Source organism: Bacillus marasmi, assembly GCF_902168435.1.
GTDB classification, from domain to species: Bacteria; Bacillota; Bacilli; order Bacillales; family Cytobacillaceae; genus Bacillus_BU; species Bacillus_BU marasmi.
In genome coordinates, this window is record NZ_LR656179.1 from 35982 (window position 1) to 51014 (window position 15033).

General features: G+C 39.1%; 16 protein-coding genes. 1 reads left to right on the forward strand and 15 read right to left on the reverse strand.

The window, feature by feature from the left end; genetic code table 11:
* Positions 1-205 precede the first annotated feature (205 nt).
* Positions 206-1102 (forward strand): selenium metabolism-associated LysR family transcriptional regulator, encoded by an 897-nt coding sequence (locus FXW34_RS18830; protein ID WP_246141193.1) that lies wholly within the window; start codon positions 206-208, stop codon positions 1100-1102.
* On the opposite strand, the gene nagB is transcribed toward FXW34_RS18830, so the two are convergent.
* The 15 genes from nagB to FXW34_RS18905 form a co-directional block, all read right to left on the reverse strand.
* A complete protein-coding gene (gene nagB, locus FXW34_RS18835) occupies positions 1099-1845 on the reverse strand; it encodes a glucosamine-6-phosphate deaminase (RefSeq protein ID WP_147535608.1) in 747 nt (248 codons plus the stop codon). The genes FXW34_RS18830 and nagB overlap by 4 nt on opposite strands.
* A 4-nt stretch (positions 1846-1849) precedes the next feature.
* On the reverse strand, positions 1850-3046 hold the full coding sequence (nagA, locus tag FXW34_RS18840; RefSeq protein WP_147535609.1) for an N-acetylglucosamine-6-phosphate deacetylase: 1197 nt from the start codon (positions 3044-3046) through the stop codon (positions 1850-1852).
* Between the two features lie 79 nt (positions 3047-3125).
* A complete protein-coding gene (locus FXW34_RS18845; RefSeq protein WP_147535610.1) occupies positions 3126-4130 on the reverse strand; it encodes a MupG family TIM beta-alpha barrel fold protein in 1005 nt (334 codons plus the stop codon).
* A complete protein-coding gene (locus tag FXW34_RS18850) occupies positions 4127-5488 on the reverse strand; it encodes a PTS transporter subunit EIIC (RefSeq protein WP_147535611.1) in 1362 nt (453 codons plus the stop codon). The genes FXW34_RS18845 and FXW34_RS18850 overlap by 4 nt, the downstream gene beginning before the upstream one ends.
* Positions 5489-5598: 110 nt before the next feature.
* Positions 5599-6453: a MurR/RpiR family transcriptional regulator gene (locus FXW34_RS18855; RefSeq protein ID WP_147535612.1), complete on the reverse strand. Its 855-nt coding sequence runs from the start codon at positions 6451-6453 to the stop codon at positions 5599-5601.
* A 21-nt stretch (positions 6454-6474) separates the two neighbouring features.
* Complete coding sequence (gene murQ / locus FXW34_RS18860) at positions 6475-7383, reverse strand: N-acetylmuramic acid 6-phosphate etherase (protein ID WP_147535638.1); 909 nt, start codon at positions 7381-7383, stop codon at positions 6475-6477.
* 230 nt (positions 7384-7613) lie between these two features.
* Positions 7614-7760 carry a hypothetical protein gene (locus FXW34_RS18865; RefSeq protein WP_246141195.1) on the reverse strand — a complete coding sequence of 49 codons (147 nt, stop codon included), beginning with the start codon at positions 7758-7760 and terminating at the stop codon, positions 7614-7616.
* Between the two features lie 227 nt (positions 7761-7987).
* Positions 7988-8341 (reverse strand): hypothetical protein, encoded by a 354-nt coding sequence (locus FXW34_RS18870; RefSeq protein ID WP_147535613.1) that lies wholly within the window; start codon positions 8339-8341, stop codon positions 7988-7990.
* A gap of 190 nt (positions 8342-8531) precedes the next feature.
* Positions 8532-8729, reverse strand: a complete 198-nt coding sequence (locus FXW34_RS18875) for a hypothetical protein (RefSeq protein ID WP_147535614.1) — start codon at positions 8727-8729, stop codon at positions 8532-8534.
* Positions 8730-8947: 218 nt separating this feature from the next.
* Positions 8948-9739 carry a sulfite exporter TauE/SafE family protein gene (locus FXW34_RS18880; RefSeq protein ID WP_147535615.1) on the reverse strand — a complete coding sequence of 264 codons (792 nt, stop codon included), beginning with the start codon at positions 9737-9739 and terminating at the stop codon, positions 8948-8950.
* Between the two features lie 15 nt (positions 9740-9754).
* On the reverse strand, positions 9755-10411 hold the full coding sequence (locus FXW34_RS18885; protein WP_147535616.1) for a response regulator transcription factor: 657 nt from the start codon (positions 10409-10411) through the stop codon (positions 9755-9757).
* On the reverse strand, positions 10404-11435 hold the full coding sequence (locus FXW34_RS18890; protein WP_147535617.1) for a PAS domain-containing sensor histidine kinase: 1032 nt from the start codon (positions 11433-11435) through the stop codon (positions 10404-10406). The genes FXW34_RS18885 and FXW34_RS18890 overlap by 8 nt, the downstream gene beginning before the upstream one ends.
* 149 nt (positions 11436-11584) lie before the next feature.
* Complete coding sequence (locus FXW34_RS18895) at positions 11585-12994, reverse strand: MBL fold metallo-hydrolase (RefSeq protein ID WP_147535618.1); 1410 nt, start codon at positions 12992-12994, stop codon at positions 11585-11587.
* A gap of 20 nt (positions 12995-13014) precedes the next feature.
* A complete protein-coding gene (locus FXW34_RS18900; protein WP_147535619.1) occupies positions 13015-13581 on the reverse strand; it encodes a hypothetical protein in 567 nt (188 codons plus the stop codon).
* Between the two features lie 23 nt (positions 13582-13604).
* A complete protein-coding gene (locus tag FXW34_RS18905) occupies positions 13605-14804 on the reverse strand; it encodes an FAD/NAD(P)-binding oxidoreductase (RefSeq protein WP_147535620.1) in 1200 nt (399 codons plus the stop codon).
* Between the last annotated feature and the right edge of the window lie 229 nt (positions 14805-15033).

Below are 15033 nucleotides of genomic sequence, written 5' to 3' on the forward strand. Positions count from 1 at the left end.
AATAACAAATCTCGTCCTATGGTAAACGCACAATTTGTCCTTTTACACAGTAAAGCAGTGGGGGACAGTCCCCCACTGCTTTACTGTCATAAAATATTTGGTTTTTCACTAATGTTAACTTATTAATTGTCGGTTGTTTGTAATACAATATAATAGTATCTATCGAAACATTCTATAATCATTAATCTAATATTCCGATAATGAGGTGATTTTTCTGGATTTTCACCAACTGCAGGTATTCACAAAAGTCGTCGAGCACCGTAGTTTCTCCAAAGCAGCCGATGACATATTTCTAAGTCAGTCTACTGTTAGTTCTCATATAAACTCGCTGGAGAAAACGCTCAACGTACAACTATTCGACCGGGTAGGTCGGGAAATTATCCTGACACCACAGGGAGAACGCCTTTATCATTGGGCCCAACAAATAATATTATTAAAGGATCAAGCATTGCTCGATCTGAATCAAGAAACGACGGCCTTCCGTGGCAAAATTCAAGTAGCAGTCAGCTCTGTCCCTGGACAATTTATTTTACCTAAAATGGTGAAGAAATTTAGAGAGGAGTACTCACAAGTAACCTTTCATATAAAGCAGTCTTCATCCAAGCTTGTAGCTGATAAAGTCCTTAATGGTCTTGTTGATTTTGGTATATTGGGAGAAAAATATGAAAATGACCGACTCCACTATATCCCATTATTGAAAGAAAAATTAGTACTCATCACGTCTACTCAAACTAAAATCAACAACCCGATCAAACTTAAGGACATCATAAACTATCCATTTGTGATGCGAAATGTCGGTTCAGGGACCAATGCAATGCTAGAACGCTTTTTGAAGAAGCAGCACATTTCAAAAGACAAGCTCAATATCATTGCCTATACCGATGACGGACAGAGCTTGATTCAATACGTAATCCAAAATATCGGCATTTCAATTATCTCTGAAATTGCGGCAAAGGGTTATGCTGATAACCAAATGATAAACATGTATGAAATACCAGAATTCAATGACGAGCGCTATTTTTATCTTGTGTATAACAAGCAAAAAACGCTGTCCTTAATATCGAAAACCTTCATTGAACAAGCGTTGAAATGGCTACCTTAACAACAAGATGTCAATGTTAGCTTTTTTCGTAGTGCTGCTTCGTCAGCAATAATCGTAACTTTGGGATGATTTTTTAATACTGAGGCTGGGAAGCTCTCACACACTCCATCATGCAAAAGTCTGTGTAGCGCATCGCTTTTTGATTCTCCAGAAATAAGCAAAAGAATTTCCTTACTTTTCATGATGGTAGAAATCCCCATCGTAATAGCTTTTGTAGGAACTTCATTTGGAGTGTTAAAAAATCTTGCATTCGCCTCTCTTGTTGAAGGAGCAAGGTCTACAATATGGGTTCTCGAATCGAACTTTGTTCCAGGCTCGTTAAAGCCAATATGACCATTGCTACCAATGCCAAGTATCTGCAAATCAATTCCGCCCTTTTGATTAATTAATTGCTCATACATATTACATTCGTTTAAAATATCGTCTGCAGCACCGTTCGGGATAAAGGTATTTATTTTTTTTATCCCAATATGATTAAATAGCTTTTCGTTCATAAAATAGCGATAGCTATTCGGGTGATTTCCGGAAAGTCCTACATATTCATCGAGATTAAACGTAGTAACATTTTTATAAGAAGTATGATTCTTCCGATAGTCTTCAACCAATAACTTATACAAACCTATCGGTGTCCCGCCGGTCGCCAATCCGAGATTAATAAATGGTGCTTCACGCACCTTATCAATGACATATAGTGATGCCTTTTCACTCATCGCTTGATAATCTTTTACTTCAATGATATTCATGATGTTATCCCCCTCTGTGATAGGCTATTTTTCCGCGACAAATTGTCATATATACATCATTGTTATAGTCTAAAATAACCAAGTCCGCATCTTTTCCAACAGCAATGCTACCTTTTTGCTCAAACATCGATAATTGCTTTGCCGGATTAATTGATGCCATTTCGATGATGTGTGCTAAGGAACATCCAGTATACTGAAGCATATTTTTAACTGCCTGCCCCATTGTTAATACACTACCTGCCAGCGTTCCATCAGCTAAGCTTGCTCTTCCACCTTGAACGGTAACCACTTGACCTCCAAGGTCATATGTTCCATCCCCCAAGCCTTTTGCCCTCATCGCATCGGTTATTAATATCATTCCATCACTGCCTTTTTGCTTAAAGCATAGCTTTACCATTTCAGGTCTAGAATGAATTCCATCTACGATGATTTCCGCCTTTAATCCATCCTGCAATAATGCAGCACCTACAACTCCAGGTTCACGATGATGCAAAGGACTCATTTGATTATATAAGTGCGTCACTTGGCGTGCACCTTTGGCAACAGCTGTCTCTACCTCTGAAAAACTGGCATCACTATGGCCAATTGAAGCGATGATGCCATTCTCATGTAAATAATCGACCAGCTCTAATCCGCCGGGACATTCAGGCGCTAAAGTAACCTGTTTAATCTGACCACCCGCTAAATTGTTCCAATGTTTAAATTGCTCTAAATTAGGATTAACAATATACTGTAAAGGCTGTGCCCCAGCGCGTTTAGTGTTGACAAATGGACCTTCAAGATGAATGCCAATCACCTCAGCTTTACCTTGGTGCTGATTTAGATTCATATAATTTGCTGCATTACGTAATGCAGCTTCAATTGCTGCTTCGCTTTGAGTCATCGTTGTCGCTAAAAAGCTAGTGGTGCCTTCCTTAGGAAGAACGTTGGCCATCGTTTCCAATGCTTGGAAAGTGGCATCCATTGTGTCAGCGCCACCTGCCCCGTGGATATGAAGATCGATAAAGCCAGGAACTAGACTATAACCTGCATTTACATCGATAACAGTTTCAAATTCATCCCTACTGTTACGTAAATCGGCAGCATCACCATATTGATTTATTACTGTGTCATTTATGATTAAATAACCATTGTCGATGATGTTACCTTCAGCATATATTTTCATGCCTATGAGTAAAATTTCACTATTGTTTTGTGTCATTTTGATTCAACCTTTCAGGTGAACATTTCAAAAATAAAGGGAACCCCTACTGTAAGCATGGATCCCCTTCGAATTTTTATCAATTAATTAGCTTAATTTTATAGCCTGGTTGGATAAAACGAAGGATTGGTAAATCTGCTTCGATTACTTTTCCGACAACATTGACGCGTGTATCAGCCTCTAAATCCTGAAGCGCAATTTGTACTTCGCCCCGATAACGTCCGTATAAATCATTATCAACCGTGATAGTTCCAAAGGGCCGCTCAAGCGTTGCATGAGGTGGTACGGGTTCCGTACATCTAGTGTCCATCAATCGTAATACGTCACGAGCAAAGTCCGGACGCAATCGAAAATCACCTGCTTGAAAGCCGTCAATTCGAAGCGGCACTGTATTTTTCGAATCAAACATGATTAATTTTTCTAGCAATTCCCCACTTACTTCCGGATCACCAATATATACATCCTTCACACCCATTTGAACTAAATCAAGCGCACTGGCAAATGGATCAATACTACGATGATTTTCTAATGTTGGCAACCCCGCAAATAAAGGACCTCGTTTTTCCCCATCACCGCAAATATAAGCACTTACAGGAATTCCAAATCGTTGAAACAAAGCATTTTGCTTTAGAAAAAATGGTTCTGACAGTCCAGTTTCGACTCGTGGGTAAAAATTATGCCAGGCAATGAGCTGTTTAGGGTCCAAGCCTGACTCGATTAATGCCATTAATTCTTCTTCCAAAATGATGCTTGAGTTTAAAGCAATTTTAAATTTTTCCGCTAAGCGTAAAATTGTTTCATGATTAAAAAAATCATCTAACCTGAGCCCTACAACACCAAGCTCCGCTAATTGTTCTAAGCTCGTTAGCCCTAAATGAGCTGGAGTTCTACTTGAAACGTCCGAAAAAACTTCAATACCAAATTGCTGGGCCAGTTCAAGCAAGTGTTTAGCCCGCACAGCTAAATCTCCAGACTCTTCAGGAATATGAAGCGAGGTAAACGCTCGCTTCACTCCTTTCTCTGCAGCAAATTTGATTCTATCCTCGGCTTTAGGGTCATTCAAATAGAATGAGATACCGATCATTCAAATTCACTTGCCATGCTATCATTATAGCCAAATAAATAAGTTAGAACGAAGCCTGCAATGTAAGCAATTACTAACCCTGCAAGATATAGCAGTACCTCACCTGGATTTACGATGAATGCTAATGGTAGACCTGAAACACCGATTGCGACAGTTGCTACTTCAAATGATGCCTGGAATGCAGCACCGACACCAGCACCTAAGCATGCTGTTAAGAATGGGCGTCCTAATGGAAGTGTAACACCGAATATTAATGGTTCCCCAATTCCTAATAAACCTGATGGAAGACCGCCACCAATTGCTCTTTTTAAACGAGTTTTCTTCGTTTTAAAATAAATCGCAAAGGCTGCACCCACTTGTCCTGCTCCACCCATTGCTAAAATTGGCAGTAAGGGATCATCTCCAAGCGTATTGATTAACTCTAAATGAATAGGTGTCAACCCTTGGTGTAAGCCGGTTACAACTAATGGTAGGAAAGTTGCACCAAGCACAAAGCCCGCAAACGCTCCACCCATATCTAAAATTGATGTAAGACCGTTTGTAATTGCATCTGATACGAAACCACCGATTGGCATAAAAACAAGATAAGTAATAATACCAGTAATCAATAATGAAACAGTTGGGGTAATAATAATATCAAGTGACGCTGGAACGTACTTACGAACTCGTTTTTCAACTAGAGCAATAAAGATTGCGGCTAACAGGACACCGATTAAACCGCCACGACCTGGTAGCAATGCTGTGCCAAATAGTTCAATTCCAGCAGATGCAGGGTTAATAATCAGGATACCCGCTAGACCACCTAGTGCTGGTGAACCGCCAAATTCCTTCGCTGCATTGATACCTACTAAAATTCCAAGGTAGCTAAATAACCCACCACCGATGACCGTTAAAATCATCGCTAGCTGTGACTCTCCATCTAGCCAACCTGCTTGAATGACAGCCTTCGTAATCCCGTTAATTAATCCTGATGCGACAAGTGCCGGAATTAATGGGATAAAGATACTGGCAATCTTTCGCAAAAATAATTTAAACGGTGTTGCATTCTTTTTATTAATTTCCGCTTTTTTGTCAGCTGCTTTGCCTTTTAAATCAATCCCGCCTGCTGCTTCTATTAATTTACCAAACTCTTCACTAACTTTAGTTACTTTTCCGGGACCAATAATAATTTGTAATGTTTCTTCTTCTACAAGTCCCATAACTCCATCTATTTTCTTAATCGCTGTTTTGTTGACAATCGATTCGTCTATAGGGGTAACACGAAGTCGCGTCATACAATGCGTATAAGAGGCAATATTGGACGGACCCCCTAATTGTTCAAGCAATTTCTCAGCGAGCAATTTAAATTCTCCAGCCATTCTGTTTCCCTCATTTCCCTTTTTTTCTTTGAAAAGCTATAGAAGTACGGTTAGTGAAATGATTTCCCCGATTGATGATTTTTCGGCATCACCTCCAAAAAGTATTCATTCTATTTTCCTTCTTTTAAAAAACGAATCGCTTCTCTTGTTTTATCAATATAGCTAACGGTTTCTCCATACTGGGCAGTCGCCATCGATAAAAATAAAATATCGATCATGTATAGCTGTGCCAACCTTGACGAGGTCGCAGCACTTCGGAATGGTGCCTCAGCCGTCCTAGATGTAAATAGCTTTATATCAGCTAAGCTGGATACGGTTGATTGACCATACTGCGTAAGACTTATGGTCTTAACGCCGCGCTCTTTGGCCAGTGACATGATTTTAATAACCTCCGGTGTCTCACCGGAATGGGAAATTCCGAAGACAACATCGTCTTTTTCTGCATTTCCTATTAATGTTGCCGCTAGATGTGTATCAACAAAGGCTGAAGCGGTTTTATTAATCCGGATAAATTTTTGCTGAGCATCCAGCGCAATGATATGTGATGCTCCAATCCCGAACAAATGGACATGCTTCGCATCGATTAAGGTATGGACCGCCTTTTCAAGCTCCTCATAATTAATAATTTCTTCAGAATCCCGTAAGGTTTGAATGCTGTTACTCGTTGTTTTTTGAACGATAGAATAAAAGGATTCATCTGGTTCAATATCGCGATATCCATGCTCAGCTGGTTTTGCTAAATCACCAGCAACGCGAACCTTTAAATCCTGAAAGCCATTTAACCCCAATGACTTACAAAGCCTGATCACTGCCGCAGCACTCGTATTTGCTTGGACACCCAATTCATTTGCAGTCGTGTTGACGACAGCTTCCGGATTATCCAAAATAAACTGAGCTATTTTCCGCTCTGAAGCTGGCAGAGTTTCGAGCATATTTTGAAGCATTTTTAAGCCGCCTTTTGCCATTTGCCCTGACCACCTTTTTCATTATCCTTTAGCGATTTCAACCGCCTTTTTCACATATCCATCTGCTTCGGCTAACAGTCTTGTTGCCTCTTCTACAGTTGTTTTCGCCATAATCATGACAATCGCAATTTTCACTTGATTATTAGCCTTTTCTAGTGTTTCTAATGCTTCGTCATAAGATACATTTGTGATTTTTCGGATGATATTAATCGCCCGTTCTTTTAGCTTTTTATTGCTAACATGTACATCTACCATTAAATTTTCATACGCTTTTCCTAATAAAATCATCGAAGACGTTGAAATCATGTTAAGAATCATTTTCTGAGCAGTTGCAGCTTTTAAACGAGTGGACCCAGTTAATACTTCCGGACCTACGACAACCTCGATTGCTTGATCCGCCTCTTTGCTAATCGTTGCATCTTTATTGCAGGATATCGCAACTGTTTTTGCGCCAACGCTTCTGGCATACTGCAACGCACCGATCACATAAGGAGTACGACCACTTGCTGCCAATCCAATTACAGTATCATTTGCTGTTAAATGAATCGCTCTTAAATCATTTTCGCCGAAGTCAGGTCGATCTTCAGCACCTTCAACTGCCTTTACATACGCCCCGTCACCGCCCGCAATTAAACCTTGTACCAAATTTGGGTTGGTGCTGAAGGTTGGCGGACATTCAACGGCGTCGAGCACTCCAAGTCGCCCACTAGTTCCAGCTCCCATATAGATGAGCCTTCCTCCGTTTTTCAAAGATTTTACGGCGTAATTTACTGCTACTTCTACATCTGGCAGGACTTCCTTAACTGCCAAGGCAATTTTCTGATCCTCATCGTTCATGATTTGCAAAATTTCAATTGGTGTAGCACTATCTATATTCATTGAGTATTGATTACGAGATTCTGTTGTTAATAAGCCAAGCTTTTCTTTCATCATCTTGTAAACCTCCTGTATTACGATTCGTGGTGAAAGCGGTTACCCACAAACTCATTATAATTCTACTGAAATAATATTTCAATATATTTATTTATTTTTTAAAATAAAATTTCAGAAGGGGGTTCTTTCTTTCTGATTCGGTTCAGTTAACGTTTTTTTCTTTTTAACAAACATAAAAAATTGGCCACGTATTAATACGTGACCAATCCTATTATTTACAAATTCAATTAATTTAATATCCGTCTCGCCTCCAGCAGTCTTTGTAAGCCAGTAATGATTTCTACAACAATAAACACAATCGTCCATAAGACAAGCTGGTTTTGAAATAATGCTAACAGCGAGAATAAAATAAACCCTTCCGTCCGCTCAGCCAAACCTCTTTCTGTTTATGATGATGCATGTGATTTAAGCGGACATATTGTACCTTATTTTCAATCAAATGCCTTCTTTTAGATGTTTTACGGACACCAGGTACCCTATTTAGTCAATACGCTTAAGGCTAGACCCGTTTTTGGCTCAATAGCGGATTCTATGTCCGCTTCCAGCTCAAAAATGCTGATTTTAGCACAAATAGCGGATCCTATGTCCGCAAAAACTATGATCAGCGAATTGCAGCTGAAGGGTACCAGATGATTTTTGCGATTGGAATACCAATTTCAACAAACTCCATCTGTTTCGGAATAATGTCCCACACCGTCAACTCCACTTCAAAGATGATCCCAGACGTTTCGATTAATGCGATATTCCCCTTTTGTTCATGCCTGACTCTAGTCACGATCCCTTCCCGCCAGACAATCGTCTGATTACGATCATCTTTTTCTATTGTCAGTTCTTGTTTCTTTTTTCTAAGAAATAATGCATTGGCAGGAATCCGGCTCATATCATTTTCGTTATTGCTAGGCCATTGTTGTTGAAGTGTTTCCTCCCAGCGTTGTTTACTAAAACGATTTGGCAATGAAAAGAAAGCTGCAATCTTCTCTGATGTCGGATTTTGATAAAAATCAAGCGGTGTTCTGGTCTGAAGAATTTTAGGAGAGCCTGTTTTATTTTATTCATCCAGGTTATGAATAACCAGCCAAACAACAAACCGTTTGCAAACGTAATGACAAACCCCGGCAATGGAGCAATGATTGACTGAAACACCATCAGCAAACCGATACAATGGCTGCATATGGACCAAAAGATAGTAAATAATCGCGGAAACCTTCTACATCGGCATTCCTTAAATATGTAATGGAATCAATCATGATACTGTTAGCTCCAGCTTGGACAAAATAAAAGATGGTGGTAAAGAAGGAGATAGCTACAAGGAGGTAAATACATTTAATTAATATTTGTTTCAATGGTAACCCGACCTTTTCAAATACAAATTTCCAGCCCGACCCTTTACTCTACAAGTATATCGGACATTTTGAATCTTAATAAATTCATTTTACCGATTAAAAAGATGACAACCTATCGCTTTTATCTATATTAGAATAATATTTTCCACAAAAAAAGAAACGGCAGGTTATTCCCACCGCTCCTTTTTCCATTAAGAAAACGAAGGATCACTTTACATTCACGTAAATAAGAGTTCATACCAAATTTTTATTACAGTTGCCACGATGATAATAAATAGTATTTTTTCTAACGACTTAGTATTTATTTTTTTACTTAGTCGTGCACCGATTGGAGCTGCAATTAAGCTTGAGATTACCATGACTATTGACGGGACCAACAGCATATGACCACCAAATACCTTCCCAATTGTCGCTCCTATCGAAGAAATAAATGTGATCGCCAAAGATGATCCAATGGCAACCCGAGTTGGGATTTTTAATATAACTAGCATGATAGGTACCAGGATAAAGGCACCTGCAGCTCCAACTATTCCTGAAGAAATTCCGACAACCAACGCAAATATTATTGCCAAAAAACGATTGAAGGATACTACTGTAGTTTTTTCGTCTCCATTTGTATTAGGTCTTGGAAATAACATCAACACAGCGGCCAATAATGCGAGGATTGCATAAACTAGGTTTATCGTCCCGTTACTTAAAAATTTAGAGCCATATCCCCCAATGAAACTTCCTATTATTATAGTACCTCCCATATATGCAACAAGCGGAATTGAGATATAGCCATCCTTTTTAAAGACTAGCATTCCTGAGAGCGTTGCAAAAAACACCTGTATCGCACTAATTGCAGAGACTTCCTGTGCAGTAAATGCCATAAATCCGAGAAAGGGCGGAATATATAGCAGCATCGGATATTTTATGATAGATCCGCCTATTCCCACCATACCTGATAATAATGATCCGATTGAACCGATAATAAATAAGAGGATTAATAGCCATATAGAATAATCCATTTATAGCTTTCCTTTCTATAAAGGACTTTCTTCGCTAATAATGACATAGTAGTTGTTTAAAGCGAATTTGACAAGCTCATGCTTCCCCTTTAAACCGAGCTTTGACATAATATTCGCTTTATGATTTTCGACCGTTTTTGGACTTATTCCTAGCTTTTGGGCTATTTCCACATTTGTATATCCTAATGACGTCAACCGTACAACCCCCTTCTCTCTTAAAGACAATATTGGCTTTGATTGCTTTTCTTTAAGAAGCTTCTCCATATGCTCCTCCGGAAGATTTGTTTGAAAATAATGCTTCCCAGCTAAAACTGTTTGAATCGCTTCGTACATTTCGGTTGCTTGGCTTGTCTTTAACAGATAACCGTGAAGTTGCTCTGTAATACACTTCCGAACATAAATCTCACCATCATGCATAGTAACAAGAATAACTTTGACATGCTCCACATCGGCCATGATTGCTTTCGCTGCCGTAAACCCATCCAGTCCGTCTGGCATTGATAAATCCATTAGCACTATATCCGGTTGATGCTTATTGGCTAATATAATCGCCTCTGCCCCTTCACTCGCTTCCCCAATCACCTCTATATCCGAAAATTGTTCCAAAAGAAGCTTAATCCCTTTGCGAATCAATACATGATCATCTACAATCAGCACTTTTGTTTTATCCATGTAACACCCCTTGACTTTCCGGAACGATGATCGATATCATAACACCCTTATCCAGCTCAGATTCAATCAAAACCGTCCCGTTTAACTGAGAGATGCGTTCTTCTATATGCGTAAGTCCTAGACCTTCGCTTTTCCCATTATTATTAAACCCTACTCCGTCATCGATGATATTCAAATAAATCATGCCATCTCTGCGGTAGAGATCTACATTAACAGCTCTTGCCATTGAATGTTTCATAATGTTATGTAACGCCTCCTGTGTTACTCTGTATAAATTTATTTCTACAATTGGCTCAAGACGCAGTTCTATATTCGAATTGAATTGAAATAGGGTATGAGGCATTTTTGTTTGAGTAGACTCAACGAGTGCTTCAATGGTCGGTACCAACCCAAGTTGATCCAAACTTCGCGGCCTTAACTGATGGGAATATAGCTTCACATCCTCCATCACTTTTCCTAATTCAGTTCTTACCTCCATGACATATTCATGAAGTTTCATATCATCGATACGGTGGACTATATTATCTAAAGCGATTGATACACTGAAAAGCGACTGACCTACATTATCATGGAGTTCTTGGGCAAGCCGCTTTTGTTCACTTTCCCTTGCCTCAATTAATTTTTTTACCATTAGCTTTGATAATCGTGCTTCCTCTTCTTTCTTTTTCACAGTTTGATCACGAAGAACTAATAAATAATATTTTTCGTTATTTAAATCATCATTAAAAATTAATGCCGTGCTCATTTCAACATCGATTTTTTCCCCATGGTATGTTGGCATTTGTGATAAAAAATAAGGGACCTCTTGACGATCAATCAAATAACATCTTCCCTCGTTTTGATGTAATTCTCTACATTCACAGAATGAGCAAAAGGGAACATTTCCACCAATTTTCCACCCAGTCATCTTGCGGGCAGCAGGATTCATCTTGATAATGCATCGATTATCATCCATAATAATGATTCCATCTTGAATTACTTGATAAATCTCATCCATAAAATCATTGCTATGCAAATCCTTCATCATATTTCCTCCACTCGCAATCTAGCGCTCTTTTCAATTAGTTTAATAGGCAGAGGAAACAGGCGCAATAGATTAGCAAATGGACCCCCTTAACAAAAGGGGGCTCTTAAGAGATTTCTTTGATAATGTAATATATCTGACTATTAAGCTTAGGCTTTAATAATCGGTAGTTTTTCTTTAGCCCAGTCCAAGTATCCACCTTTTAGGTTTACAACCTTTTTTATTCCGTATGCTTGGAGCAAACTTGCGGCGATGGCAGACCGTGCACCAGATCGGCATTGGAGAATACACGTCTTTCCACTAGGGATTTCATCCAAGCGCTTTGGTAAAGTACCAAGCATGATGTGGATAGCATTTGGTAATCTACCTTCCTCCCATTCGCTCTGACCGCGAACATCAATAAGACAATATTGGTCATTTGATAAATAGTCTTCTAATTGGTACACATCAATTTCCGAATAAGATTCAAGCTCATGGCTACTAGTTACTAATAACGGATTGACCACACCAATGATTCGATCAAGACCAATTGAAGTTAATGCTTGTTTCATTTGTACTAAATTTGTTTCTTCTGCAATTAAGACAATGTCCTGTTCATAGGTTACGAACCATCCCGCCCAATTGGTAAACGATTTATTGTAAGGAATATTAATCGTCCCTGGCAAATGACCTTGGGCAAATTCCTTGGCAGGGCGTGTATCAATGATAACTGTACTCGGTTGACTAAGTTTTTCTAGCGTTTCGAGACTATTAATAAACGGAATTTCTCTTGTTGGTAGATAGGCTGGACCAATTTTATTTAATTTTTTCATCATCGCAAAATAAAGCGGTGGCTCAGGTTGACCTGATAAAAGAACTTTTACAAATTCGTCTTCATTATTTATTCGAAGCGCCCAGTTATTCATTTTTTCATATCCGACTGTCGAGACCGGTACTGCCCCTAACGCTTTACCACAAGCACTACCTGCCCCATGTGCCGGCCAAACTTGAAGATAATCTGGAAGCTGTTTAAATTTTTTCAAGGATTGGAACATCTGTCTTGCCCCAGGCTCTGCCGTACCTTCAACTCCTGCAGCCTTTTCAAGGAGATCTGGGCGGCCGATATCACCAACGAAAACAAAGTCACCCGAGAAAATTCCCATCGGTTTAGTTGCCCCACCACCAATGTCTGTAAGAATAAAAGATATACTCTCTGGTGTGTGACCAGGTGTATGAATGACATCAAATTTCACGTTCCCGACCATAAAAGAACTACCTTCCTTAACGAGCTCATACTTCACTTCATTCAGGTACTGATATTTCCAGTTTTCATCCCCTTCATCAGATAGGTACAGCTTTGCCCCAACAGTCCTTGCTAATTGCTTACAACCAGATACAAAATCGGCATGAATATGTGTTTCCGTTGCCGCAGTTATGTTTAGGCCTTCTTTTTCGGCTTCTTTTATATAGACTTCAATATTACGAGCTGGGTCAATAACGATTGAATCTCCAGTTCGTTGGCAGCCGATTAAATATGACATATGTGCAAGGTTTTCATCAAAAAAAGAGCGAAATAGCATTTCCTATCATCCTCCAATTATTATTTTTTCGTTTGGATTACTCCTAATAAAGTCTCGATATACCGAAATCCTTTTTGTAGCATAGGATCCTTAAGCAAACGATACATTTTTAAAATCGTGATATTCGTATCACTCTCTTGGGAGAAACGCTCATTTGTTTCGTTAAAAATTTCTAGCCCTCGTTGTAGAGCTACATTATCGTTCAAGGAACGAAGGAAATAGTCAACTGATTGCTTATCGTGCAACACATTTTCGACAAATTGGACTGCTTCCTCTAGTTTTTCAAGTCGTGGCACGATCCTTGGCAATAAATGTGTTATTTTAACGAGACTATCAAAGTGCTCATTTGTAATATGCAAAGAGTCCCAACGGCTCTCACATTCTGCGGCAAGCGTGGATAGCGATTGTTTATCAGCTAATACTGATTGGATAAAAGACAACTGTTCATCAACTGCTTGGGTAGCTTTTACAAATTCAGGTAGCTTTTGTACCAAGTAATGAAGGGAATTCAATTGTTCTTCTTTTTCTAGTTCACCCAAGATTCTTTCTATTTCATTATGCTCATTTTGCTTTTGGATTGTTTCCAACTAAGTCCCTCCCCCCTTCAGCACTACATCGTTCCTTTTAACATTCCGTTCCAATACATAATCGGGAGCAGACTCTTTTTCATAAAGTACATGCTAGCCCGTTCCTTCGATTGATCAATTGGAAAAGATTCCTTCGCTAATTTATCGTAATCAAATTCTGCTAATACTAGACGGTTATAACCAGTTACAAGCGGGCAAGATGTATAACCGTCATATCTTTGTTTCATATCCTTATTTTCCATAACCGCAAGGAGGTTCTCAGCAACAGTCGGTGCTTGTTTGCGAATAGCAGCACCGGTTTTAGAGGTAGGTAAATTGGTACAATCTCCTGCTCCGAAAACATTTTTAAACTGGTTGTGTCTAAGTGTATACGGATCAACGTCTAACCAACCGGCTACATCCGAAAGTGGACTTTCTGCAATAAATTTTGGTGGTCCCATCGGCGGGGTTACGTGAATCATATCGTATGCTAGAGTTGTTTTTTCCTTTGTTTCGATATTCTTAAAAAAAGCAAGTTTTTCTGAACCATTTATTTCAATTAATTCTTCTAAGTAATTTGCTTTGATTTGCTTCCTTTGAATCACTTCCTCGAGGGTATCGGCATAACGTTTTACTTGGAAAATATTTGCTATACCTGACATAAAACGAATTTCCGTCTTGTCACGAATTCCATTTTTCCGAAAGTAATCATCAGCTAAGTACATTATTTTCTGAGGTGCGCCACCACATTTTATTGGAGTACTCGGTTGCGTGAAGATCGCAGTACCCCCATTGAATTGTTCAATATTTGACCAAGTATCACTAACATATTCATAAGAGTAATTACTACAAACTCCATCTTGTCCAATCGCTTCTTTCAGACCCTTAACCTTATCCCAAAGAATCTCAATGCCTGCTGCAACGACGAGATAGTTATAATGAATCGTCAATCCACTTTGTAATTGCACTTGATTTTCAGTTGGATTAAATTTTACTACCTGATCTTTGAGCCATATAGCCTCATTTGGGATTACATCCTTTTGATCTCTTACAGTATCTTCCTTTAGAGCTGCCCCGCCACCTACCAGTGTCCAAAGAGGTTGATAATAATGCTTTTCAGCTGGATCAATCAGTACAACTTTTTCCTTTAGGTGCGGAGCCATTCGTAATATTCTTGCGGCAATTGAAATCCCGGCTGTACCAGCACCAACAATGGCAATGCTATAGTATTTTGTACTGCCCATTAACATAATCCCTCCCGTAGAAAGCGTTTTCATTCGCACTATATTCATATTTTAAATACAGGAAAGATAATAAGACCATAGGGGGGTTCACCTAAAAAATTTCCTCGAATATTGACAAAATGCCTGTAACGGTTGATATCATTGAGGTGTTTTCTACACAGAGATATTCGTGGATTTAAAAATAGTTCATCATACCTATAAGGGTATACTTACTCGCATTAACGCAAGC

Excerpts from the sequence above, each read along its gene's own strand:
- nagA (WP_147535609.1), bottom strand. The coding sequence starts at position 3,046 with ATGACACAAAACAATAGTGAAATTTTACTCATAGGCATGAAAATATAT.
- FXW34_RS18890 (WP_147535617.1), bottom strand. The coding sequence starts at position 11,435 with ATGAAGGATTTGCATAGCAATGATTTTATGGATGAGATTTATCAAGTA.
- FXW34_RS18895 (WP_147535618.1), bottom strand. The coding sequence starts at position 12,994 with ATGCTATTTCGCTCTTTTTTTGATGAAAACCTTGCACATATGTCATAT.
- FXW34_RS18845 (WP_147535610.1), bottom strand. The coding sequence starts at position 4,130 with ATGATCGGTATCTCATTCTATTTGAATGACCCTAAAGCCGAGGATAGA.
- nagB (WP_147535608.1), bottom strand. The coding sequence starts at position 1,845 with ATGAATATCATTGAAGTAAAAGATTATCAAGCGATGAGTGAAAAGGCA.
- FXW34_RS18905 (WP_147535620.1), bottom strand. The coding sequence starts at position 14,804 with ATGGGCAGTACAAAATACTATAGCATTGCCATTGTTGGTGCTGGTACA.
- murQ (WP_147535638.1), bottom strand. The coding sequence starts at position 7,383 with ATGAAAGAAAAGCTTGGCTTATTAACAACAGAATCTCGTAATCAATAC.
- FXW34_RS18880 (WP_147535615.1), bottom strand. The coding sequence starts at position 9,739 with ATGGATTATTCTATATGGCTATTAATCCTCTTATTTATTATCGGTTCA.
- FXW34_RS18855 (WP_147535612.1), bottom strand. The coding sequence starts at position 6,453 with ATGGCAAAAGGCGGCTTAAAAATGCTTCAAAATATGCTCGAAACTCTG.
- FXW34_RS18885 (WP_147535616.1), bottom strand. The coding sequence starts at position 10,411 with ATGGATAAAACAAAAGTGCTGATTGTAGATGATCATGTATTGATTCGC.
- FXW34_RS18850 (WP_147535611.1), bottom strand. The coding sequence starts at position 5,488 with ATGGCTGGAGAATTTAAATTGCTCGCTGAGAAATTGCTTGAACAATTA.